Origin of the sequence: Falsihalocynthiibacter arcticus (assembly GCF_000812665.2) — a bacterium.
Classification (GTDB): Bacteria; Pseudomonadota; Alphaproteobacteria; order Rhodobacterales; family Rhodobacteraceae; genus Falsihalocynthiibacter; species Falsihalocynthiibacter arcticus.
The window spans coordinates 3332934-3354945 of the sequence record NZ_CP014327.1 but is presented as its reverse complement, the minus strand read 5'-3'; the positions used below and the strand labels follow the sequence as shown (position 1 = coordinate 3354945).

The 22012-nt window shown below is 53.2% G+C and carries 21 protein-coding genes and 1 pseudogene; 5 read left to right on the top strand and 17 right to left on the bottom strand.

From position 1 onward, the window contains the following. Window positions 1-31 precede the first annotated feature (31 nt). From RC74_RS22775 to RC74_RS16490, 5 genes are read right to left on the bottom strand one after another with little or no spacing between them, the layout of a single operon-like run. Window positions 32-361, bottom strand: a complete 330-nt coding sequence (locus tag RC74_RS22775; protein ID WP_236939959.1) for an ABC transporter permease — start codon at window positions 359-361, stop codon at window positions 32-34. Then, the gene (locus RC74_RS22770; protein WP_218918086.1) at window positions 358-705 is read right to left on the bottom strand and encodes an ABC transporter permease subunit; all 348 of its coding nucleotides are present in this window, start codon (window positions 703-705) and stop codon (window positions 358-360) included. Before RC74_RS22770 ends, RC74_RS22775 begins: the two co-directional genes overlap by 4 nt. Beyond that, complete coding sequence (locus RC74_RS22765) at window positions 683-1714, bottom strand: ATP-binding cassette domain-containing protein (RefSeq protein WP_218918085.1); 1032 nt, start codon at window positions 1712-1714, stop codon at window positions 683-685. Before RC74_RS22765 ends, RC74_RS22770 begins: the two co-directional genes overlap by 23 nt. Further along, a complete protein-coding gene (locus RC74_RS22760) occupies window positions 1704-2306 on the bottom strand; it encodes an ATP-binding cassette domain-containing protein (RefSeq protein WP_218918084.1) in 603 nt (200 codons plus the stop codon). The genes RC74_RS22765 and RC74_RS22760 overlap by 11 nt, the downstream gene beginning before the upstream one ends. Window positions 2307-2346: 40 nt before the next feature. Then, window positions 2347-2673 (bottom strand): type 1 periplasmic-binding domain-containing protein, encoded by a 327-nt coding sequence (locus tag RC74_RS16490; RefSeq protein WP_039003422.1) that lies wholly within the window; start codon window positions 2671-2673, stop codon window positions 2347-2349. Window positions 2674-2881: 208 nt separating this feature from the next. On the opposite strand from RC74_RS16490, the pseudogene RC74_RS16485 reads away from it, so the two are divergent. Further along, a pseudogene (locus RC74_RS16485) lies at window positions 2882-3825 on the top strand (IS110 family RNA-guided transposase). Here the strand turns inward: RC74_RS16485 and RC74_RS16480 are convergent. Next, window positions 3763-4542, bottom strand: a complete 780-nt coding sequence (locus RC74_RS16480; RefSeq protein ID WP_082802336.1) for a substrate-binding domain-containing protein — start codon at window positions 4540-4542, stop codon at window positions 3763-3765. The pseudogene RC74_RS16485 and the gene RC74_RS16480 overlap by 63 nt on opposite strands. Before the next feature lie 176 nt (window positions 4543-4718). Between RC74_RS16480 and RC74_RS16475 the strand changes: the two genes are divergently transcribed. After that, a complete protein-coding gene (locus RC74_RS16475; protein WP_218918083.1) occupies window positions 4719-5816 on the top strand; it encodes a LacI family DNA-binding transcriptional regulator in 1098 nt (365 codons plus the stop codon). A 56-nt stretch (window positions 5817-5872) separates the two neighbouring features. On the opposite strand, the gene RC74_RS16470 is transcribed toward RC74_RS16475, so the two are convergent. The 10 genes from RC74_RS16470 to RC74_RS16430 form a co-directional block, all read right to left on the bottom strand. Then, on the bottom strand, window positions 5873-7492 hold the full coding sequence (locus RC74_RS16470; RefSeq protein WP_039003656.1) for a GMC family oxidoreductase: 1620 nt from the start codon (window positions 7490-7492) through the stop codon (window positions 5873-5875). Beyond that, the gene (locus RC74_RS16465; RefSeq protein WP_039003655.1) at window positions 7479-8987 is read right to left on the bottom strand and encodes an FGGY-family carbohydrate kinase; all 1509 of its coding nucleotides are present in this window, start codon (window positions 8985-8987) and stop codon (window positions 7479-7481) included. Before RC74_RS16465 ends, RC74_RS16470 begins: the two co-directional genes overlap by 14 nt. After that, on the bottom strand, window positions 8980-9822 hold the full coding sequence (locus tag RC74_RS16460) for a class I fructose-bisphosphate aldolase (RefSeq protein WP_039003654.1): 843 nt from the start codon (window positions 9820-9822) through the stop codon (window positions 8980-8982). Before RC74_RS16460 ends, RC74_RS16465 begins: the two co-directional genes overlap by 8 nt. Window positions 9823-9824: 2 nt before the next feature. Then, window positions 9825-11558, bottom strand: coding sequence for a glycerol-3-phosphate dehydrogenase/oxidase (locus tag RC74_RS16455; RefSeq protein ID WP_039003653.1), 1734 nt, complete (start codon window positions 11556-11558; stop codon window positions 9825-9827). Window positions 11559-11616: 58 nt separating this feature from the next. Continuing rightward, window positions 11617-12612 carry an aldo/keto reductase gene (locus RC74_RS16450; RefSeq protein WP_039003652.1) on the bottom strand — a complete coding sequence of 332 codons (996 nt, stop codon included), beginning with the start codon at window positions 12610-12612 and terminating at the stop codon, window positions 11617-11619. Then, complete coding sequence (locus RC74_RS16445) at window positions 12602-13582, bottom strand: sugar-binding transcriptional regulator (protein ID WP_039003651.1); 981 nt, start codon at window positions 13580-13582, stop codon at window positions 12602-12604. Before RC74_RS16445 ends, RC74_RS16450 begins: the two co-directional genes overlap by 11 nt. A gap of 187 nt (window positions 13583-13769) precedes the next feature. After that, window positions 13770-14051, bottom strand: a complete 282-nt coding sequence (locus RC74_RS23340; protein ID WP_250637066.1) for an ABC transporter permease — start codon at window positions 14049-14051, stop codon at window positions 13770-13772. Continuing rightward, window positions 14051-14587, bottom strand: coding sequence for an ABC transporter permease (locus RC74_RS23335; protein WP_250637065.1), 537 nt, complete (start codon window positions 14585-14587; stop codon window positions 14051-14053). Before RC74_RS23335 ends, RC74_RS23340 begins: the two co-directional genes overlap by 1 nt. A gap of 2 nt (window positions 14588-14589) precedes the next feature. Continuing rightward, the gene (locus RC74_RS16435) at window positions 14590-16122 is read right to left on the bottom strand and encodes a sugar ABC transporter ATP-binding protein (RefSeq protein WP_039003649.1); all 1533 of its coding nucleotides are present in this window, start codon (window positions 16120-16122) and stop codon (window positions 14590-14592) included. 88 nt (window positions 16123-16210) lie between these two features. After that, window positions 16211-17227: a substrate-binding domain-containing protein gene (locus RC74_RS16430; protein WP_039003648.1), complete on the bottom strand. Its 1017-nt coding sequence runs from the start codon at window positions 17225-17227 to the stop codon at window positions 16211-16213. A 294-nt stretch (window positions 17228-17521) separates the two neighbouring features. Here RC74_RS16430 and RC74_RS16425 point away from each other — a divergent pair, with 294 nt between their 5' ends. Further along, a complete protein-coding gene (locus tag RC74_RS16425) occupies window positions 17522-18406 on the top strand; it encodes a sulfotransferase domain-containing protein (RefSeq protein ID WP_039003647.1) in 885 nt (294 codons plus the stop codon). A 71-nt stretch (window positions 18407-18477) separates the two neighbouring features. On the opposite strand, the gene proB is transcribed toward RC74_RS16425, so the two are convergent. Further along, window positions 18478-19638: a glutamate 5-kinase gene (gene proB / locus RC74_RS16420; protein WP_039003646.1), complete on the bottom strand. Its 1161-nt coding sequence runs from the start codon at window positions 19636-19638 to the stop codon at window positions 18478-18480. Window positions 19639-19911: 273 nt separating this feature from the next. On the opposite strand from proB, the gene proC reads away from it, so the two are divergent. After that, window positions 19912-20691, top strand: coding sequence for a pyrroline-5-carboxylate reductase (proC, locus tag RC74_RS16415; RefSeq protein ID WP_039003645.1), 780 nt, complete (start codon window positions 19912-19914; stop codon window positions 20689-20691). A 38-nt stretch (window positions 20692-20729) separates the two neighbouring features. Continuing rightward, window positions 20730-22010 (top strand): glutamate-5-semialdehyde dehydrogenase, encoded by a 1281-nt coding sequence (locus RC74_RS16410; RefSeq protein WP_218918082.1) that lies wholly within the window; start codon window positions 20730-20732, stop codon window positions 22008-22010. Window positions 22011-22012 lie beyond the last annotated feature (2 nt).

The following is a 22012-nucleotide window of genomic DNA, read 5'->3' as shown; positions in this document are numbered from 1 at the left end:
CTCATTAATCCGCCTAAAATTGACTTGTTTCTCATGATGTCCGTGCCTTTCTTTGGAGCCAGACAGCCGCAATAATAATCGCGGCTTTAACCACCATCGCCGCGGCATCCGGAACGCCATTTGCAAGTAGTGTGTATCGCACAATTTGAATTGTCATCACGCCCAGCAACGTGCCCCAGATGCTCGCGCGGCCCCCACTCAGGAGAGTCCCGCCCACGGTAACTGCGGCAATTGCGTCAAGCTCCATGCCCATTCCAACGAGGTTGGCATCTGATGCCGAATTGATGGCTATGACAATGAGGCCCGCTATTCCAGAGAGAAGGCCACTGATTGTATAGACCGCGATTTTCACACGGCTCACGGGCACTCCCGAAAGCACAGCAGCATTTTGGTTGCCGCCAACGGCCAGAATTTGGCAACAAGCCAGCCGTTAAACGCGCCAAGCAACCCTGCCACCCCGACCGAGATAATAATCGCCACGGTGACCGCGAGCCATACGGGTTCAATTCCTAGTATTGTACCCATGAAAATCATCGGCGCGAGCGCGCCAGAGATCGCCATGAGTGACCCAACAGAAAGGTCAATCCCGCCCGTCGCGATCACCAACGTCATCCCGACGGCGACGATTACAATGGTGCAAACCTGTGTCAGGTTCACGTTTAAGGTTTGTAGCGAGAGGAAGTTAGGCGTGATCGCGATGTTCAAAAGGATTAAAAATCCCAGAATAATCAGCGTCGCATAGCGATCCAGAAAGGCATAAATTTGGCGTTCTGACATTGGCCGCAGCCCTTTCGGACGCGCCATGCGCCATCGCGGCGAGGACGCGATCTTCATTGATTTCTCCGTTGGTAAGCTCGGCCACTGACAGGCCTTCCCGCAAAACGTAAGCGCGGTCGGCGCCTTCGGTAACCTCTTCTAATTCCGAAGAAATCATCAGCACAGCCAGCCCATCGTCTGCTAGTCTATTCAGCAGCTTTTGTATTTCCACTTTCGCCCCGACATCAATGCCGCGCGTTGGTTCATGGAGAATAAGGAGGCGTGGCGACATGGCCAACCAGCGACCAAGGAGAACTTTTTGCGGGTTCGCACCCGACAGTTCGCGAATTTTTTGGTGTGGCCCTGCGCATTTGATCCCAAGGCTTTTGATCAACCCATCGACGATTTGCGCCTTCTTTTTCTCATCCACAATGCCCGCTCGCGCAAGCTTTGGCATGAGCGCAAGCATCATGTTTTCGGCAATGCTTAAATCCGGCACGATCCCTTCGATTTTGCGATCTTCGGTGCAAAACCCGATGCCCGCGGCAATGGCCTCGGCGGGCGAGTTGGGGGCGAAGCTTTTGCCGTCAAATTCCATGTGTCCTGCGGAAGGGGGATGTGCGCCAAAAATTAGCTTGACCGTCTCGGTGCGCCCTGCCCCAAGCAAGCCTGCAAATCCTACGATTTCGCCACTGCGTACGCAAAAACTAACGTCGCGAACGTGAAGGCCATCACTCAAGCCCTGCGCTTCCAGAAGTTTGTTTCCCGCCAAATGCGCGTGCTCATTATCAAAAGCTGTAATCCGCCCGCTGCTGCGACTTATTTCTTTACCGGGCATTGTGGAGACAAGCTCAAGTTTGTCTATTTCATCCAAGTTACAGGCGCGGATCGTTTTACCGTCGCGCATGATCGTCACGCGGTCACACACCTCGTAAAGTTCGTCGAGTTTATGGCTCACAAAGATAACCGAGACGCCCTCGGCTTTGAGGTTTCCGGATCACATCAAACAGCACCGCCGCTTCGCGTTCGTCCAAGGAGGAGGTCGGTTCATCCATAATGACCAACTGGGCAGAAAACCCAATCGCCCGCGCAATCGCGATCATTTGTTGTGACGCCGTGCTGAAATCCGACAACTGCCGCCGCACATCAACCTTCATTGAAAAACGGGCCAATAAGCGCTCGGCCTCTTTGTGCATTGCGGGCCAATCAAGGGCTCCGTAGCGACGCATCTCGCGCCCAAGGCATATATTTTCAGTCACGGTAAGGGATGGCACCAGATTAATTTCTTGATAAATCGTACTGTTTCCAGCGTTCTGCGCCGCCTTGGGCGCATTCACCTCAAACGGTTTACCCGCGAAATGCACGTCCCCTTCGTCTTTTCCAATATAGCCCGTCAGGATCTTAATGAGGGTCGATTTTCCGGCACCATTTTGGCCAATTAGGGCATGAACCTCACCCGCGCCGACCTGAAGGGATGCGCCATTTAGCGCGATCGTGCCGCCAAACCTTTTGTGCAGGTTTTCAATTGATAAAAGAGGTGTCTCTTTCATTCTTTGCCAATCTATTTTTGATTGCAATTCGTCGCAAACCTCAGAACGGCGGACGGCGAAAAGTAATTTGGATATTGCCCGAGGCAGACGTCCAGTAGGCCGTGTCGATCAGTTCAGCAGCATTCGAAATGTCATAAACATTATCGGGATTGATGATTTTCATCGGAATATCCGACCCCTGTGCACAGGCGACGGGCGTGTTAAAGGCTGTTGGACCAAATCGTGGGTTACACTCGCAACAGGCCGCTACCTTTCCGTCGATGATCAGCTGGATGATTTCGCATCCACCATCAATCGAAAGGATCATAACATTCTTGCCCGCCACCTTGCCTGCGGCCTCAATGGCCGAGATCGCCCCAATGGCCATCTTGTCTTATGATTTCAGGAGCTCCTGTGCGAAGTTGGAGTGGTTGCTCGGCACGGCATTGATAGCCGGGCAGCGGCGGAGGTCGGACCGTTTCCCTCTTAGTCAGTGTGGACCGTCGATGAGTAAGGTCGCCTCCGTCTTTTCTTGGAACCTGAACGGATACTTGGGCTTTGGGCCCGCATGACAAGACAAGGTGAGGAAAAGACATATGGAAGATACCATTGGGATTGATATCTCGAAAGGCACATTGGACGCCTACTGGTTGTCGTCGCGAGAGCACAGGCAGTTTTATAATGACAGGGCGGGCGTGACGGCACTCGCTCTTTGGGCGCGTGAGGCCGGTGTTTCTCGCATAATTTTTGAATCAACCGGCATATACCATCGGCTTCTCGAAACGGGCCTTGCTCAATATGGAATCAGCTTTGCACGGGTTAACCCGCGTCAGGCGCGACGGTTCTGCGAAGGGGCCGGTCAGCGGGCCAAGACAGACCGCGTCGATGCTATGATGCTGGCGAAGATGGGCGCATTGTTGGAGCTGAAGGCAGATCAGCCCAAAAGTGAAACGCTTCATGACCTCAAGCAGTTGGCTACAGCGAGGCAGGGATTGATCAAGGATAGGACCGCCGCAAAAGCACGGCTTGCGGCAACGACGCATGAACTGCTTGCCCGGCAAATCAAACGACGTTTAAAGCAGATCGAAAAGGACCTTTCTCAAGTTGCAGACGCGAGCAATGCCATCGTTAAAGCAGACAAAGAACTTCGCGCGCGCGAAGCTATACTCACGAGCATTCCAGGTATTGCCTCGGTGACGGCCTGCGCGATTCTGACTGACATGCCTGAACTCGGGCATCTGAGCGGCAAGCAAGCTGCCAAGCTGCCAAGCTGGCAGGCCTCGCACCAATTTCACGGCAATCGGGGAAGTGGCAAGGTAAAGAACGCATCCAAGGCGGTCGCGCCAGTGTCAGGCGAGCGATCTATTTACCAGCAGTTGTTGCAACGCGCTTTAACCCCGACAAGAAGGCGAAATATGAGCACATGGTATCGACAGGGAAATGCAAGAATCTGGCGATCACAGCCGTCATGAGAAAGCTAATTGTCACGGCAAATGCCCTTCTCCGAGATCAGCGAAAATGGGCCGAAAATACAGCTTGACCAATACGGATACTCATCGTTATGCGCATAAATAACATTGGCATCCGGATTGGCTTGAAGCAGCGTTTCGGCAACTTGGCGACCTTTGTCGCGCGCAAAATCACCTGTTTGAGATGCGACGATTTCAAAGTCTGGATGCTCGGCAATATCGGTGTCGAACCCGAATTTACGATCATTTGCAGGGGACGAACCTGCGGTCCCTTCCAGCTCGATGATTTTGGTTTTTCCGTCGATGTTGGCGACGAGCCATTCCGCAACGCGGCGACCTTCTTCGATGAAGTCTGAGCCAATGAATGTCACATGGTCATCGCCTGCGATAGCGAGCGATTGGTCAACATTGCGATCCAACAGGATCACCGGAATGCCCGCATTTTTGGCTGACATGATTGCCGGAATGAGGGGGATTTCCTCACGTGGGGCGAGGAAAATAAGGTCAACGCCCTGTGCGATCATGGAATTAACATCGGAAACCTGCTTGGCCGCAGACCCTGCCGCATCCGTATAAACCAATTGCCAGTCGCGCGCCTCCGCTTCGGCTTTCATCGAGTTGGTATGTGCCAAATGCCATGAATTGTTGCTTTCCGTTTGGGCAAAACCAACCTTGTATGTGTCTTTAACTGCCAATGTAGGACCGGCTGCGATGGCGGCGCGCGAGACCGCCGCTGCGGCGGATGCGGCCGATGAAGCAAGCAGAAGTTTTCTGCGTGAAATAGTCACAATGCGTCTCCTCCCGAGATTGCGTGGCAAGGCAACTGGCGGTAATTTGAGTAATTAATAATTATTACTACTGACGACTTATAAATATTTATTTCGTTTCGTTAAATCATCGGTAAAGGTTGTGTAAACAGCATGACAACAAACAATATTCACGCCAATTTTGGAATGGAATTAGTATGGCAAAGGCGGGAAATATCGGGAAAGACCAACCGGCGCAGCGTATCACCCCCACTCCAAAAACTACGCGACGCCTCATCATGACGGATGTTGCAAATGAGGCGGACTGTTCGCAAGCAACGGTTTCTTTTGTTCTTAGAAACGCGCCGGGTGTAAAAATTTCCGCAGACACACGCAAACGCGTCATCGAGGCGGCAATCCGGCTTGGCTATTCCTCGACAAAGTTTGTCCATCAGAAATCGGACGCGAATGTGGCCCAAAGCGCGACTCTGGCCGTTGGTTTTATTGTTGATCAGCTCGCAACCAGCCCAGAAGCTGTCATTGCCATTGATGCCGCCCGACAGGCCTGTTGGAACAATGGTCAAATTCTGTTGTCTGGCCAAACTATGCACGATCAAGAACTTGAGGAAAAAACCTTTCGTACCCTCGTGGATACGGGCATTTCAGGCTTGATCTACTTGACGATTTTCACACGGAAAATTGAAATTCCAGCCTGCTTACTCGATCTGCCTATCCCTGTCGTTTTGTTGAATTGCTATTCCCAAGACCACCGCCTTCCTGCCGTCATACCCGACGAGTCGATTGGCGGTTTCCGTGCGACTCGCCACCTGCTTGAACATGGGCACAAGCGCATCGGAATGATTACCGGTGAGGTGTGGATGGAAGCCACGCGAGACCGGCAAAAGGGCTATAAACGTGCCCTTGCTGAGGAAAATATTCCGTTCGACAAAAGCCTCATCGTGCATGGAAACTGGACGCCCAGTTCTGGCTATGCCGCGACGATGCAGCTTCTCGCGCTCAAAGATCGCCCTACCGCCATTTTCTGTCAAAATGATCGGATGGCGATCGGATGTTATGAGGCCTTGAAGGAAGAGGGGCTTAAAATCCCACAGGACATTTCCGTTATGGGATATGACGACGAGGAAATCGCACGTCACCTCCACCCCCCTATCAGCACCGTCAATCTCCCCCATCGCACCATGGGCGCTTGGGCCGTGGAATATATTGAAGCTAATAAAAAGGTGAGGCAGCCCAAAAAAACCATCATGCGGATGGATTGCGCCTTGGTTGAGCGCGAGTCCGTCGAGCGGATCTAATCCGCGGAGCAGCGCGCCGTCACTCGGTCCCACCTTTTTATGTTTTGCCCGAAGGGTTACGAGCGCGTTTCGGCCAAGATCATCTGCGCGGCTTTTTCCGCAATCATCACAACAGGAGACGCGGTATTTCCCGACACGATTTTCGGCATAATGGACGCATCAATCACCCGCATCCCTTGCAATCCGTGGACGCGAAGGTCGGCGCCGACAACAGCCATCGGGTCGCTTCCCATTTTACAGGTGCCAACCGGATGGAATATCGTGGTCGCAATATTTCCTGCCTGTTCCAACAATTCAGCGTCGCTTTGATACGCAAGTCCCGGCAAAATCTCGTTGGGTTGATAAGGCTCAAGCGCTGTCGCCGTCATGATTTCGCGCGCTTGTCGGATCGAGGTGATCGCCACGCGTTTGTCCTGATCGGCGGAGAGATAATTGGGGCGGATATCAGGGTGCTGTTCGGTGTCAGAGGTCGTAATATGACAACTTCCCACGCTTTCGGGGCGTAAATTACAGACCGACATGGTGATCGCGGGGAACGGGTGTAACGGGTCGCCGAGCTTGTCCGTCGACAGGGGTTGCACGTGATACTCCAAGTCTGGCGTTTCGAGCGACGTAGAGGATTTGCTGAACATGCCAAACTGGCTGGGGGCCATAGACAAGGGGCCCGTTTGGGTAGCTAAATATTGAATCCCCATCTTGGCTTTTCCAACGAGGGAATTGGCCATAGTGTTCAATGTTTTGGCATTTTTGACTTTGTAAACGGTGCGGATTTGCAAGTGATCTTGCAGGTTTTCGCCGACACCATTGCTCTCGTGTTGTGGCGTGATCCCGAGATCCATGAGGCGCTCTGGCTGTCCAATCCCTGAATGCTCAAGGATTTTGGGCGAGTTGATCGCGCCTGCTGCCAGCAAAACCTCCGCCGTACATCGTGCTTCATAGGTTTTGCCCTTGCACGTAAAGCGAATACCTTTGACCGACTTGCCCTCAAGAATGAGCTGTTCGGTATGCGCATGAGTCATCAACCGCAAATTCGGCCGCTTCATCGCAGGCCGCAAAAAACCGCGTGCCGTACTCCAGCGCACGCCGTTCTTTTGATTGACCTCAAAGAACCCAGACCCCTCGTTATTGCCATCGTTGAAATCGTCCCGCGGCATGATCCCAAACTGTTTTGCCCCTTCTTGGACTGCGTTCAAAATGTCCCAACTTAGGCGTTGCTTGGAGACTTTCCACTCGCCGCCAGAGGTATGAACATTCGTCGTGCCCGCATGGTGATCTTCGGATTTTTTAAACAGCGGCAGGACGTCATCCCAGCCCCAACCGACATTGCCAAGCTGTCGCCAATGATCGTAATCGGCCGCCTGCCCGCGCATGTAAATCATGCCGTTAACGGAGGTACAGCCGCCCAAAACCTTGCCGCGCGGATAGACCAGCGACCGGCCGTTCAACCCCGCCTCTTTCGCGGTTTTCATCATCCAATCGGTGCGCGGATTACCAATACAATACAGATACCCAACAGGAATTTTCACCCAGTGGTAATTGTCATTTCCGCCAGCCTCTAGCAACAAAACGCGCGTTTTCGGGTTTTCTGTCAATCGGTTTGCCAATACGCATCCCGCCGTTCCCGCCCCGACGATAATGTAGTCATAGGTGCCGTCTAGGGTCTCAACTTGCGTCATTAAGATTGCTCCAAAATCCACGCATGCGCTCGGTCAGATCAAGCCATGCCGCATAGCGTTTTTCGTAAAAATCCCGTTTGCTTGGGTCGGGTTTGTAGTTTCTTGCAGGCCGAGTCATTGCGCTCACCGCGGCCTCATAATCGGGAAAATTGCCAGTGGCTACGCCCGCGCCGATGGCCGCGCCTAACGCGCCTGTTTCTTGTGCTTGGGCAACGGTAATCGGTACATTCAGACAGTCGGAAAACATCTGTGGCCAATGGGGACTGCGTGCCCCGCCGCCAGACAAAACCGCGTGATTAAAGCTGGCACCGGCCTTTTTAAGCACGGAAATATGGCGTTTATGTTCAAACATCACACCCTCAAACAAGGCGCGCAGCATGTTGCCTTCGGTGTGCCATCCTGCAAGGCCGTAAAATCCTGCACGGTAATCCGCGCCCAAGCGCGCGCCGTATAAAAAGGGATGATAAAACGGATCATCAAGGCGCGGTGTGACCTCGCCCAAGCGATCGTTACAAAAATCAAAGGGGGCGTCATGGTGCCCACCACGTTCCACAAATTCGCGTACGTACCATTCCAAGTTCGCCGCCGAGGTGGCGCTGGACTCGATATTAACAAAGCGTTCTGGCCCAAATCCTGTCACCATGAAAACACTGTCGTCGCGAACGGGTTCCTTGGAAAATACCTGATTGACGCCCCACGTTCCCACGATGATCGAGGCCTCGCCCGCCGTTACAACTCCTGATCCCAGCGCGCTCGAAACCACATCGAAATACCCTGCAATCACCGGAGTCCCCGCCGCCAATCCGGTGGTGCTGGCGGCGGCGTCCGAAAGGCCGCCAACGATGTCCGAGGATTCCAACAGGTCCGGCAGTAAATCGCGTGCATCCGAAAGACCATAAAGCGCAAGCAATTCATCGTCGTAGCAGCAGTCGGGCATCCGCGTGAGGCCTGCGCCACTCATGTCGGATTGATCGCTCACCCGCCGTCCCGTTAATTTGTAGGTGATGAAATCTTTACACAGCAAAACTGTGCCAATACGTGCATAAACATCTGGCTGGTTCTGCTTCACCCACGCCAACAATGTGGGCGTTTGCGACGGCCAAGGTTTCTGCAAACACAACGCGTGTAATTGCGCCCCAACCTGTTGCGATAATTCCGTCGCCAAACCTGCGGCCCGCGTGTCTAGGGACTGAATCCCAATCAGGGGCGCGCCTTCTTGATCCAAAAGATAAAGCCCGTTGCCATGCCCAGCACAGCCAACCCCGACAATTTGCTCAGGCGAAATCCCAGCTTTGTCAATACAGCCCCGAATGGCCTGCTGTGCATTGGCCCAGAGTTCGTTCAAATCACGCTCGACATGTCCTGGCTCTGGTGTGGTCGAATGCCCGTCCAGCGCACAAAGCGCGATTTGATTGCCCTTCAGGCCAAACAAAACCGCCTTGATCACCGTGTTCCCAGCGTCCAGTCCCAGCACATATTTTGATGTCTCAGCCATTGTTATACACATCCCAGGCTTCTTCGCCGCTCGCACTATTGTGGATGATTGCCATCAAGGCCGCAACCACGGCTTTTGGGTTGTCATGCTGATAAATATTGCGGCCATAGACCATTCCTTTGGCCCCTTGCGCCACGATGGCCGCCGATTTTTCCAGAACCTTTTTGAGGTCCTCTTTGCCGCCGCCGCGCACCAATACCGGAACCCGTGCCGCTTCAACAACGCGATGGAAATCTTCGGGGTTTGCCGTTGGATCGGCTTTGATGATGTCCGCCCCCATCTCAGAGGCAAGTCGCGTCAAGGTCACGATTTTTTCCGCGTCGCCATCCACTTGATAGCCGCCGCGTACGTCATTGGGCAACATCACCAAGGGTTCAATCATCAGAGGCATGCCGTATTTTTCGCAAGATGCCCGAACACGGCTAATGTTTTCAATGCATTGGCGGAACAATTCCGGCTCATCGGGCAACATAAACAAATTGACCACCACGGCCGCGGCGTCCATCTGCAACGCGCCAATGATCGGCTCGTCGGCATTCTGAAGCATCGACCACATGACACTGTGGCGTTGATCGTTATAGGGATTGCCCATGTCGATCCGCATCACCAATGCGGGTTTGTCTTTTTCCGGACGCGCTTGCAGCAAATCGGCCTGCCCATAAGCGCATTGGATCGCATCGGGTTTGGCGGCGATCAGGGCATTCATAACCGCAGGCATATCCTCAAGCCCGACCATAAAACTGGGTTCATTGCACACGCCGTGATCAATGGCCACGTCTAGGCATCCACCATGGGTGAACAAACGGTTCATGCGGGCTTTTGTATTTGGTCTCATGTTCATTTCCTTATGTTGTTTCGGTTGTCCAGCACGAGTGGCGACACATCGTGAAAGTCGTCTAGCTCCGTGAGGAGCGCCGTGCGCTGGTAGGATGTTTCTTTGGGCGACCACTCAAGGTGCTGCGCCAAAATTTCGCAAATTTGGTCGATAATCTCCGAACTGATCTGTCCTGTGATTGCCAAAACCGTACGCCGCAATACGACATCGGCCAATGTGACCACGAACTCATGTTCCGCGAGATAGGCAATTTCGCCGTGGGTGTAATTTGAGCCTACGACAAGGGGTGCGTCGTTCGGATATTGATCACAATATTCAAGTATTTTGCGCGCCCCCGTCCCATAAGAGGCCGCCAAATGTGCGGCGCGTTCGGGTGTGATTTTATATTCCTCGACAAGGGTTTTTCGTGCCAAGGCCTGCGCGGGTTCGTCCTGTGCATCGGCGCAGCCTTTGCCCCCACCAATGGCCAAATTACGGGTTGAAACGGTGCGCGTGGCTCCTAGTTCCGCAAGAACGTCATCGGTAGTCTGCTCGGCAAACGCGCGAAAAGTCGTCCATTTTCCACCCACCATACAGAATTGTGGAACGTGGCCATCCAAACGTTTCGTCGCATGGCCACGCGAAATGCGTCCGGTGAAATCTTGGGTGCTTTTTGGCAACGGGCGTATGCCGCTATAACTAAAGGCGATTTGGTCTTTGGAGACATTAAGGTGGGGAAAAACCCGCGCAAGGGACGCCAGAATATAGTCGCGTTCTTTGGGCGAACATCGCACCCGTACGGGTTCATCAACACGAATATCGGTCGATCCCGCGAGAACTTTGCCAAGGTAGGGAAACACGATGCAAACCCGACCATCTTCGTTCTCAAAATAGATCATATGCCCATCAAGAGCTGTCATAAGATCTGGATTGTTGAGGATTAAATGGGATCCTTTGGTGCCCGAAACCAGCGGCTCTTTGGTGCGTGCCTCTGGATCGAGAGCGGCGATTGTCTGATCAAGCCATGCTCCCGTGGCGTTCACCAAAGCGCGGCCGGTGATTTGAAAACGCTCAGTGCCCAAATTATCTTTGACCGTAAACCTAACCTCTGACGGGGATAATTCCGCGTAATTGAGTGCGATGGCGTTCGGGTTTTCCGCACGGGCGTCTTGGATCAACTCCAAACCAAGCCGTTCCGGATGGCTTATCCATGCATCATAAAATGTGGCCGAACACCGCAAACCCTGCATCAACCACGGGCGCTCTTTGCGGGTGGTTTTAGCGCTGTGAAATTGATGTTTTGGCAAAGTACGGTTTTTGCGCGTGACCCAATCATAGAGCGACAGGCCAAGTTTGATCGGCAAGGCGCCGCGCCGTGAGGGTTGGCCAGAACCACCCAGAAATGAGGTTGCGGCGTTCATCGTTCCGGTGAGCCACGACGTGATCGGAATGGTGGTGGGGAGTGGGCGCACATAATGCGGCGCGTTGCGCAACAAGGCGTCCCGTTCCGTGACGGATTCCTGAACGAGGTTGAATTCCCCGTTCTCAAGATAGCGCAAGCCACCGTGGATCATCCGCGACGGCGCCGCACTGCACCCCGAGCAAAAATCGTTCCGCTCAACCAAAAGCACCCGAAGCCCTTGCAACGCAAGATCGCGAAAAACTCCGATGCCATTGATACCACCACCCAGAATAATGACGTCAAAATCTGGATTTTGGGCCAATGCGTTTTTGCTCTCTTGGCGTTGAAAAGACATAACTTCTCCGTTTACCGAAACAGGTTCCGGCATATTTAGTTTGCACGTAGTAGGCGGTTTAGGCGTCTAGGTTTTGTAAATGTTGGTCAGCGGCAGTATTAATGGCTTTCAAATCTTCCGCACTTAAGCGCAGGCGTCCGGCTTTTGCGTTTTCACGGGCTTGCTCGACATTTCGTGCGCCACAAAGGGAGAATGTGATGCCGGGTTGTTGGAGCGTCCAAGCAATTACCGTTTGGGCCAAAGTCGCGTCATGCTGCGCTGCAATAGGCGTAATTTCATCCATCAATGCTTTGATTTTCTTGCGGTTATCTTGCGAAAAGCGCGGGTTACCTATGCGCAGGTCATCGCCTTCAAATTGACGGTCTGGAGTAATTTTCCCCGACAGAAGCCCTAAGGCAAGCGACGAATAGCTCAAAACCGACACGCCATTCTCAATCGCAATCGGCAACAAGGTTTTATCGACCCCACGCTGAACCATGCTGAATTCTTCTTGGAGGCCATCAAGTTGTCCCGCCGCGACATAGGATTTGACGTCTTCAAGGGATGTATTACTCGCCCCAATGGAACGAATTTTGCCCTGTTTCTTCAAGAGTTCTAGCGCTTCCATCGTCTCGTCAATGGGTGTTGTCGGATCTTGCCAATGGGTGATGTAATGATCAATATAGTCGGTACGCAAGCGCGTAAGGCTTTGTTCTACCTCATAGATAATGGCGTCTTTGCCCAAATATCGGTGCACAGGCGCGCCATCCTCATCAAAGAAATGGTTGCCCTTTCGCGTGTGCCAAACAAGCCCGCATTTGGTGGCGAGAACCACTTTATCGCGCCGTGTCTTGATCGCTTTGCCAACGATGTCCTCGGCCACGCCCAGCCCATAGGCGGGCGCGGTATCAATCAAGCTCACACCTTCGTCAATGGAGGCCTGAATCGCCGCGATGGATTTGGCTTCGTCGGTTCCGCCCCATGCCCAGCCACCAATCGCCCACGTGCCAAGGCCAATCGCCGAGGCCTCAATGCCACTTTTCCCAATGGTTCGCGTCAGCATATCATGCAACATTGTCTGATCTCTTTTCATTATTTAAAACTGTTAAAGCGGTCTCTTCATCCATGACCAAAGCATCGAGATAACCACCGTTAAGCGCCGCGCGAATAGGCCGCGCTTTTTCCTGTCCCGAGGCGACGCCAATTGTGCGTCCACATCCTGCGAGATCGTTTGGGTTGAGCGCCACAAGGCGATTATTGAGCGGGTAATCCGCAACTTCGCCGTTGTCGCGAATAAGATGCGCCATCAATTCCGCCACGACGCCGACGCCGACCAGCATTTTGCGATCCGCTTCGGGAACGGGGTTCAAATCATAGTAACTCGATCCCGCAGGCTCCATGGAACCGACCCCCAGTAGAGCCACATCAGCGCGGCGCGCCAAATCAAAAACATCCTTCACGGGACCGATCTCCAAAATCATGTCCCGCTGGCCGCGCGTCTCAGCAAACAAAGGCGCATGCACCAACATCGCCTTGCCGCCAAGCCGTTCAGCCAAGCGCGTTGCGAGGTGGTTCACGTCGGTGAAATACTTGCCCTGCACCCCGCCCGTTAGCGGCACAACCGTCACATCGCGCAACGTGTCGGGCATCAGGTTTTCGATCACGGCACTCACGGCCTTCCCGCCTGTGATCGCAATCACGTCGCCATCGCGCACAGTTTCCAGCAAGAGGTTGGCCGCAGCCCGCCCCACTTGTTGCAAGGTTGTGTCAGGGTTTCCCGAAGCCGTGGGGGTGATCACAGCGCCCGTCAAACAGGTCGAGGCAATCAAGCGATTTTCATAGTCAATCAAATGTTGAAACCGGCTTTCGATGTCGATTTTAACCATACCCATTTTGCGGCCCTGCGCGATCAATCGGTTCACTTTTGACGTCGAAAGATTAAAGCGCGCAGCAATTTCAGATTGCTTGAGCCCTTCGATAAAATGAAGCACAAGGACCGCTTGGATTTGGCGCGCAGTTTCATAATTGGGACTAGAGGCATTCATAATCTACGCTCCTAATGTTTGCGGTTTTTGTTCATATAGTGATCGAGGGTGACGGCGACCAACAGGATCGAGCCGCGAATAATGTCCTGCCAATAGACCGACACATCCAAAAGCGCCAGGGAACTAGACACGACCGAAAGTAAGACAACCCCCAGAATAGCGCCCAAAATGGAGCCCGTGCCGCCGTTCAGACTGGCCCCCCGATGACCGCAGCAGCGATCACATTCAGCTCCATTCCAAGCCCAAATGTTGGCTGGGCCGAACCAAAGCGCGACATATAAATGATACCCGCAACACCACAAAGAGCCGAACAAAGGGTCGTCGTTAGGAACACCACTTTCTTGGTGCGAATGCCCGAATAGGCGGCGGCGCGTTCGTTACTTCCGGTGTAAAACACCTTGCGAAACAGAGTTGTGCGCCGCAGCAGGTAATCAAACACAATCACCGTGATAACGAAGATAATGATCACTAAGGGTATCGGTCCAATAGACCCCTGCCCGATGAATTTGAATTCTGGCGGCAAGGTGAACAAGCCAAGCGGACGCCCCCCGTGCCCAGCAAACACACGCCGCGCGCAATAACCATAACCGCTAGAGAAACAATGAAATGGTGCAAACCGACGCGGGTCACAAAGAACCCCATGATCGCGCCAATGCCGGTACAAACCGCAATCGCAATCGCCGAGGCGACCCAAGGATCAACCCCCGCCAAGAACAGCCAGCCCGCAACAACCATCGCCAGCGCCGTGACCGATCCGACCGAAAGATCGATACCGCCGGAAATCAACAGAATGGTCATACCAATGACCACAATCCCCTCAACGGCGAAGGCCATCACCATGGCCCGCATGTTAATCCACGTCAGGAAATAGGGCGACGCAAAGGACATCACCACGAACATAACGAGGATAATCCCGATCAGACCGGTTTCCCGCATGCGCAACATCCGCCCCAAGAAACCGTGGGAAATAGGCATATCTGTTTCTGTTAATGTGGAAGTTTTCACCGTCATATTCCCTTATTTTCGTTCAAGCTGCTTGCGTCTAAAACAGAGGCTAAGCGCATGATATTTTTTTCCGTCAATTCGTCGCCCGTGACTTCGCCGCTGATACGGCCTTCGCGCACAACCATCACCCGATCACAAAGGCCAATCAACTCCGGCAGTTCCGATGAAATGACAACAATCCCGACGCCCGACCGCGCCAAACCGCGCAGAATGGCGTGTATCTCTACTTTTGCGCCCACATCCACGCCGCGCGTTGGCTCGTCTAAAAAGATCAGGCGCGGGTCGACAGACAGCATTTTGGCGATGGCCACTTTTTGTTGATTTCCCCCCGAAAGCGAGGAAACTGGATCGCTCAATCGGCCGTATTTCAGGTTGAGCTTCTTGCCCAAGGCGGCGGCTTGTTTTTCTTCTGCGGGCACACTGATGATACCCGTTGGCGTGGCCACTTGGGTTAAATTGAGCGCCGAAACATTGGCCGAGATCGCCATATCAAGGAAAATTCCGTCGCCTTTGCGGTCTTCAGAAAGATAGACCACACCCGCCTCAATGCTCTCGCGATAATCTTTTGGTTTCAGGGGCGCAGATTTGAGTGTCGTTTCGCCCGTCACTTCGGTTTCCAAACGGCAAACGCCCTTGGCAATTTCGCTGCGCCCTGCCCCAATTAGCCCGCCGATCCCGAGGATCTCACCCTTTTTGAGTTGGAAGTTCACATCAAAAAAGCGCTTCCCATCCGAGAGGTTTTGCACATCAAGAATGATCTCGTCTGTGGCCTCCTCAGGGGTTAATTTCTCTGGATAGAGCGTATCAATCACCCGTCCAACCATGGCATTCACTACATCTCCCGGGGTAATTTCGGCGACATTTCGGGTCTCGATAAACTCCCCGTCGCGAAAGACAGTGACGCGGTCGCAATTATCGAAAATTTCGACCATGCGATGCGAGATATAGACAATCGCAATGCCCTGATCTGCGAGTTTACGCATAATTCCAAACAGAATCTGCGCTTCTTTTTCGGTCAACGCGGCGGTGGGTTCATCCAGAATGAGAACTCGACAATCCAGTGTCAGCGCCTTGGCAATTTCCACCAGTTGTTGGTTTGAAATCGACAAATCCCGCACCATTGTCGAGGGCGATATCGTACAAAGTTGTGAAAGAACCTTGTCAGCTTTGTCGTGCAACTCTTTGTAATTCATCAAAAAAGACGAACTCATATTCGTCACAGACATGAAAATATTCTCGGCGACATTTACATCGGGACAGAGGGCAATTTCCTGATGCACAAACCCGATACCGAGTTGCTGCGCACGCGTTGGCGACGTAATTATTTCGGCTTTTCCGTCAATCAGGATTTCGCCGCTGTCTGGCTGTAGGATCCCATCGATGATGTTCATCAATGTCGACTTCCCAGCGCCGTTCTCGCCCGCCAATGCATGAATTTCACCCTTGCGCAGGTCGAAATTCACGCCCTTCAAAGCCCGTATTGGCCCGAAAGACTTGGAAACATTTGAGATTTTAAGAAGCAGTTCTTCGGTCATGGAATTTGCTACTACCTGAGTTGAATTTAAGGGGGTGGCGCCAGAGGCCCGTTGTTTTCCGGCGCCACCAATAGAAAGTGCAGTCCGATTACTTCGGATCGCGACCTTCCATGTAGACATTCAAGTCAAAGCTGTCGGCGTTTTCTTGGGTGATCACAGCAAATCCGTTGTCAACGAAGGGAATTTGCACGGGATTGAAGCCCGACGTTTTGTAATCGTTGAACGGATCGAACACACCGTCATGTGCCGCCAAGAAGACGCCCATAAAGCCCATGAAACCCTGCATGCCTTGATTTGGGTTGAGCGCCATGTGGATGTTGCCCGCTTTGATGTGTTCCAGCGTGGCTGGGGTAACATCGGCATGCATAATCAAGACATCGGCTTTGGCTTCAAGGATCGCAGCAACTGCGCCTTCTGCGGAGCCCGCTTCAGGGATCCAGATCGCGCCGAGATTTGGGTTGGCTTGCACGATGGACGCCGTGGCACGATAGGCCGCGTTGCTGTCTTGATTGGTGGCCTGACGACCGACCAATTTCATGTCGGGATAGTGCTCTTCCATATAGGAAATAAGCGCTGTTACCCGTAAATCGTGGTTGGATTGGCCTGGATTTTCAAGCACAGCATATTCAGCTTCGGCACCAATTTGGCTGACGATTTCTTCTGCCGCGAATTTTGCTTCGGCAAGGTTGTCAGACGTAATATAGGCGGTGCGGTTTGATTTGGGTGAATCCGCGGCGAATGTCGCAACTTGAGTGCCGTTTTCGATCGCACGGTTGATAGGTTCGATGAACGGGTCAGACTGCATGGGATGCACAAGAATACCGGCGGGAGCCTTTACCATATCCTGCTCAAACGACGCGATTTGTTTGGCTATATCGTAGTCTGGTGTTCCTGAAAAAACCGTATCACAACCAAACGCTGCTGCGGCTTGTTTGAAGCCTTGATAGACAGGCACCCAATAAGGGTGGCTCGAAACCATCACGTTCATGATATAGGTTTCGCCGGGCTCGCAGGCCAATGTACCTTCTGCAGACACAGACGATGTAGAGGCACAGAGCGCCATTACACCTGAAACGATCAAACCTTTTGTACTCATTCTCTTCATATTATCCCCTCCCAAGGCAAAATGGCCAAATGACCACTAGGTTGACATGAAATACACCGTGTCAGCAAGAAATTTCATGTACCAAAATTTATTTCGGTGAGCCATTTGCCCGTGCGAACCTCGATTCGTCAACGAAGGGTGGGAATAAAAGCGTAAACTGAAATTAATTTCAATCCGCCGAATGTTGAGCCGGAGTGACGCGATGACAGTTCACCCGTTTTCGGGTATCGAAGGCGTAACTTTGACCTCAATAAGTGTGAATACCCGATGAGTTTTTAAAATGAGGATTGAATAATGAGCGAACAATTTCCAGGTCCAAGCCAAGTTTACAACTCTGATGTGAGCAATTCGGATATATGGTCGCGTTTTAAAAACCGCCCCGACGATGTCTTTGTCTGCACCCCACCCAAAAGCGGCACGACTTGGATGCAGTCGATATGCGGTATGTTGATATTTGGCGACCCTGATGTAAATCCGGGCATTGGCACGATTTCGAAATGGTTGGACAGTAAATTCAATGACGAAAAAGAATTGATGGACACCCTGAAGGCACAGGAGCATCGCCGTTATATTAAAACCCACACACCACTGGATGGCATAACTTACGACAAGAATTGCACCTATTTGTCGGTGCACCGGCATCCGATCGATGTGTTTTTTTCGGCGCAAAACCACATCAAAAATATGTCGAACGGCACCCTAGATAAATATATCGCGGACGATATCAACGAGGGCTTTCGAACCTTTGTGGAAACCCCGTTTTCACCGTTGCAAAATGGCGGGGAGTCCCTCGAAGGATTGGCCCTTCATTTCAAAAGTTTCCACAACGGGCATGCGTGCGCCAACATTCACATGTTTCACTATGCAGATATGGTCCGCGACCTTAGGGGGGCGGTCTCGAGTTTGTCGGAAATATTGGAGTGCAACTATGACGACGATTTGATTGACGCAATTGTGGAGGCCGCGACCTTCTCTAGCATGAAAAAGAATGCGGACAAATTTGCGCCGTCTGCCGACAGAGGGATTTGGAAAGACAACGCCCAGTTTTTTGAAAGCGGAACGAGCAATAAGTGGGAGGGGATTTTGAGCGCCGAAAACTTGTCTTTGTATGACGCCAAAATGAAGGAGTTTCTCACACCTAAGGAAAGAGCGTGGTTCGAATTCGGCTCCAAGGGATAGGCCTGTTTGGCAGCAAAAAGGCGCGGCAACCCAATGCCACAACCAATTCTATGTCTAAATCGCCCTAAGGGTTACAATTGTACGACGATTTTCTGGTCATCCTCGGGCGCATCATGCTGGAGATGGTTTTCTTCGAGAACCAGTATGTTTTCGGCCGCGATGATGTCACTTTTGGTCTTGTACCCGATCAGATCCTCGACGGGCATATCCAAATGGCGCGCCACCAGCATGGTTTCCTCGGACGAGAAGTTCGTGAGGCCACGGGCCACCTCATCCCCGTCTTCGGTGTAGACGTGCAGCACATCGCCCTTGGTGAAATCGCCTTGGATCGAAATCACGTCGCTGCGGGTGATCCCACAGTCACCGGCAATTACAGCGGCGGCCACTTCGTTTGAAATAACCAGCGTGCCTGCGACCTGCAGACGGTTGCTGAGCCAAACTTTGAGCGGCGAGGCCTTCTCGCCAGTTACAAGACAGCGTGTATAGCGACGCTCGTTTTTCAGGACAGAGGAGACGGGCCGCTCAATAATCCCTTCGGCGATGATTGTTTCAACACCGGCGTTCTGTGCCATGTTGGCGGCCTGCATTTTGGTTAACATGCCGCCGCTGCCCAATGCACTAATACCAGTGGTGGACTCAAGATGCTCGGTGACATCCTCAATTTCCGAGATGAACACGGCATCTGGATCGGAAGGGTCACGGTCATAAAGCCCCTCAACACTGGTCAGGATGACCAGAAGATCGGCCTGAACCATTTGGGCCACTTTAGCAGAAAGACGGTCGTTGTCCCCCACCCGCAAGTCACGCGTCGCGACGGAATCGTTTTCGTTGATGATCGGCATGATGTCGTTTTCAAACAACCGCAACATGGTGTTTTTGATGTTTAGGAAGCGGCGCCGCTCTTCCATGTCCTCGACCGTCACCAGCATTTGCGCGACTTCCATGTCATGCTCGGAGGCGACCTGACGATAGGCATTCATCAAGAGCGGCTGGCCACAGGCGGCGGCCGCCTGCTTGTCCAAAATGCCCGCATCTTCGGGCCGTTTACCGACCATATTCAACCCAAGCGCCACTGACCCTGAGGACGTCAGAATAATGTCGTGACCTTCTTTTTGAAGTTGGGCAAGATCGCTCAATAATCCGTTCAAGAAAGCATAGCGCAGGGTCAGTTTTTCGCTGTTCGCCAGTAGACTAGATCCGATTTTAACAACGATTTTCTTTTTCTTCGCCATGGTAGGTCTCCGATATCTTTTTGTTTTGAAAGGATAAAATGCGAACGGTTTGCGTCTTGCGACGCTGACCTGTAGCACTAACCCTTTCATTGATTCGGTGCGTTATACCACGTCCGCAACATGTGAATGCAAACAGGTCGCTGCTCTAGCCCGCCCAAAGAGGCGCGTTATGGACGTTCAGCGACGGGATAAAAAACTGGGCGGGCCGATATCTGCATGCTGCAATGCAGCGCGACGGATGCACGGGTCCAGCCCACGTAAAGGGAGACACAGATGAACATACTTCTGATTGGATGCGGCAAAATGGGGGGCGCGATGTTGCGCCAGTGGGCCGCCAGAGATGAGAACCAGTTTACCGTTGCCGACCCTGCCGCCACTGGCCTTCCAGACGGCGTTACCCATGTGACGGACGCAGCAGATGTGCCCGCCGGTGTTTTTGATGTGGTTCTAATCGCGATCAAGCCACAGATGATTGTGGATGTGCTACCCGACTATGTGCATGCGCTGAAAACGGGTGGGTGCTTTGTGTCCATCGCTGCGGGCTGCAGCATCGAGACGGTCGCGAAAATCGTGGGCGATGCGGCGATCATTCGCGTCATGCCAAATATGGCTGCGATGGTCGGCCTTGGCGTTTCGGGCATTTACGCCAATGACGCCTGTTCCAAACAGCAAGTAACGGACGTGACCGCGTGGATCGCCCAAACAGGCAGCTGTGTGCAACTGGCCAACGAGGACGAGATCGATCGTTTAACCGCCGTCAGTGGCAGCGGTCCGGGCTATGTTTTCGAATTAATGCGCAGCTATGTTGCCGCCGCGAAATCCGTTGGGTTTGATCAAAAAACCGCAGAGAAGCTGGTTTTTGACACCATCACGGGCGCCGTTGAAACGGCCCGTCAGTCGGAGTCTTCCCTTGAAGAGTTGCGAAATTCGGTGACCAGTAAAAACGGTACAACGCAAGCTGGGCTGGAGGCGTTGATGCACGACGGCCAGTTGCACGCGCTCTTCGAGAATACCGTACAGGCCGCCTATCGCCGCGCCGCCGAACTGAAATAGAAACGGCCTTCGAGCCGCCGTTTTAAGGAGACACGAGAATGGATGACATGAGCACACCTACGGAAGAGATGAACGTTGAAACCCTCGTCGCAGACCTTGGCCAGCGCGCCAAGGCTGCGGCACGCGGCCTCGCGATGGCAACATCAGATCAGCGCAATCTAGCCCTCACAGAGGCCGCTAAAGCTTTACGCGCCCGAGCCTCCGAAATTCTGCAAGCCAACGCCAAGGATGTCGACAGTATCCGCGACAGCGGCAAGGACGCAGCCTTCGTCGACCGCCTTACCCTGACCGAAGACCGCGTGGCAGGCATGGCAGACGCGCTTGATGCCATTGCCGCCCAAGACGACCCGCTTGGCCGTACCCTCGCTACGTTTGATCGCCCCAATGGCCTCAAAATCAACCGCGTCAGCGTGCCCATTGGCGTCATCGCGATGATCTATGAATCGCGCCCGAATGTGGGATCTGATGCAGGGGCGCTTTGTGTGAAATCCGGCAATTCCGTTATTTTACGCGGCGGTTCGGAGAGCTTGCATTCCTCGCGCGTGATCGTTGCCTGTTTGGCGCAGGGGTTGAAGGCTGCGGGACTTCCTGAGGACGCCGTGCAATTGGTGAACACGCGGGATCGTGAGGCGGTGAAACTTCTGTTGCACAGCATTGATACTGTCGATCTTGTTATTCCGCGCGGTGGCCGTGGGCTGGTTTCACTGGTGCAAAAAGAAGCGCGGGTACCGACGTTGTTGCATCTCGACGGCAACAACCACACCTATATCCACGAAAGCGCCGATCTTGATATGGCTGTGGGCATTGTCCAAAACGCCAAGATGCGACGGACGGGGATTTGTGGCGCGACCGAATGCGTGGTGATCGACCGCAGTGTCGCAACTAGGGTCCTGCCCCATTTGGCGCAAGCCCTCGTTGACTGTGAGTTGCGTGGGGATGCTGAAGCTAAAAAAATCCTGCCGGACTTAATCCCCGCGACGGATGAGGACTGGAATACTGAGTATTTGAGCAACATCATGTCGGTGAAAATTGTCGATGATTTGCAAGACGCCATCGCCTTTGTGCAGGCGCATTCCTCAGGCCACACGGATGCGATTGTGGCCGACGACTTGGCGGCCGCTACGGCCTTCATGACCGCTGTGGATTCCGCCGTGGTGATGCACAATGCGTCGACCCAATTCTCGGATGGCGGCGAGTTTGGCATGGGCGCGGAAATCGGGATCGCAACGGGCAAAATGCATGCGCGCGGCCCCGTCGGAGCCGAGCAGCTCACGAGCTTCAAATACCTCGTCTTTGGCAATGGACAGCAACGTCCCTGAGG

Bases quoted from the DNA above. Each gene is read 5' to 3' on its own strand.
- RC74_RS16450 (WP_039003652.1), bottom strand. From the start codon at position 12,612: ATGTTGCATGATATGCTGACGCGAACCATTGGGAAAAGTGGCATTGAG.
- RC74_RS16460 (WP_039003654.1), bottom strand. From the start codon at position 9,822: ATGAGACCAAATACAAAAGCCCGCATGAACCGTTTGTTCACCCATGGT.
- RC74_RS16410 (WP_218918082.1), top strand. From the start codon at position 20,730: ATGGATGACATGAGCACACCTACGGAAGAGATGAACGTTGAAACCCTC.
- RC74_RS16435 (WP_039003649.1), bottom strand. From the start codon at position 16,122: ATGACCGAAGAACTGCTTCTTAAAATCTCAAATGTTTCCAAGTCTTTC.
- RC74_RS16465 (WP_039003655.1), bottom strand. From the start codon at position 8,987: ATGGCTGAGACATCAAAATATGTGCTGGGACTGGACGCTGGGAACACG.
- RC74_RS16470 (WP_039003656.1), bottom strand. From the start codon at position 7,492: ATGACGCAAGTTGAGACCCTAGACGGCACCTATGACTACATTATCGTC.
- RC74_RS16430 (WP_039003648.1), bottom strand. From the start codon at position 17,227: ATGAAGAGAATGAGTACAAAAGGTTTGATCGTTTCAGGTGTAATGGCG.
- RC74_RS16445 (WP_039003651.1), bottom strand. From the start codon at position 13,582: ATGAATGCCTCTAGTCCCAATTATGAAACTGCGCGCCAAATCCAAGCG.
- proC (WP_039003645.1), top strand. From the start codon at position 19,912: ATGAACATACTTCTGATTGGATGCGGCAAAATGGGGGGCGCGATGTTG.
- RC74_RS16425 (WP_039003647.1), top strand. From the start codon at position 17,522: ATGAGCGAACAATTTCCAGGTCCAAGCCAAGTTTACAACTCTGATGTG.
- RC74_RS16475 (WP_218918083.1), top strand. From the start codon at position 4,719: ATGGCAAAGGCGGGAAATATCGGGAAAGACCAACCGGCGCAGCGTATC.
- RC74_RS16490 (WP_039003422.1), bottom strand. From the start codon at position 2,673: ATGGCCATTGGGGCGATCTCGGCCATTGAGGCCGCAGGCAAGGTGGCG.
- RC74_RS16455 (WP_039003653.1), bottom strand. From the start codon at position 11,558: ATGTCTTTTCAACGCCAAGAGAGCAAAAACGCATTGGCCCAAAATCCA.
- proB (WP_039003646.1), bottom strand. From the start codon at position 19,638: ATGGCGAAGAAAAAGAAAATCGTTGTTAAAATCGGATCTAGTCTACTG.
- RC74_RS22760 (WP_218918084.1), bottom strand. From the start codon at position 2,306: ATGAAAGAGACACCTCTTTTATCAATTGAAAACCTGCACAAAAGGTTT.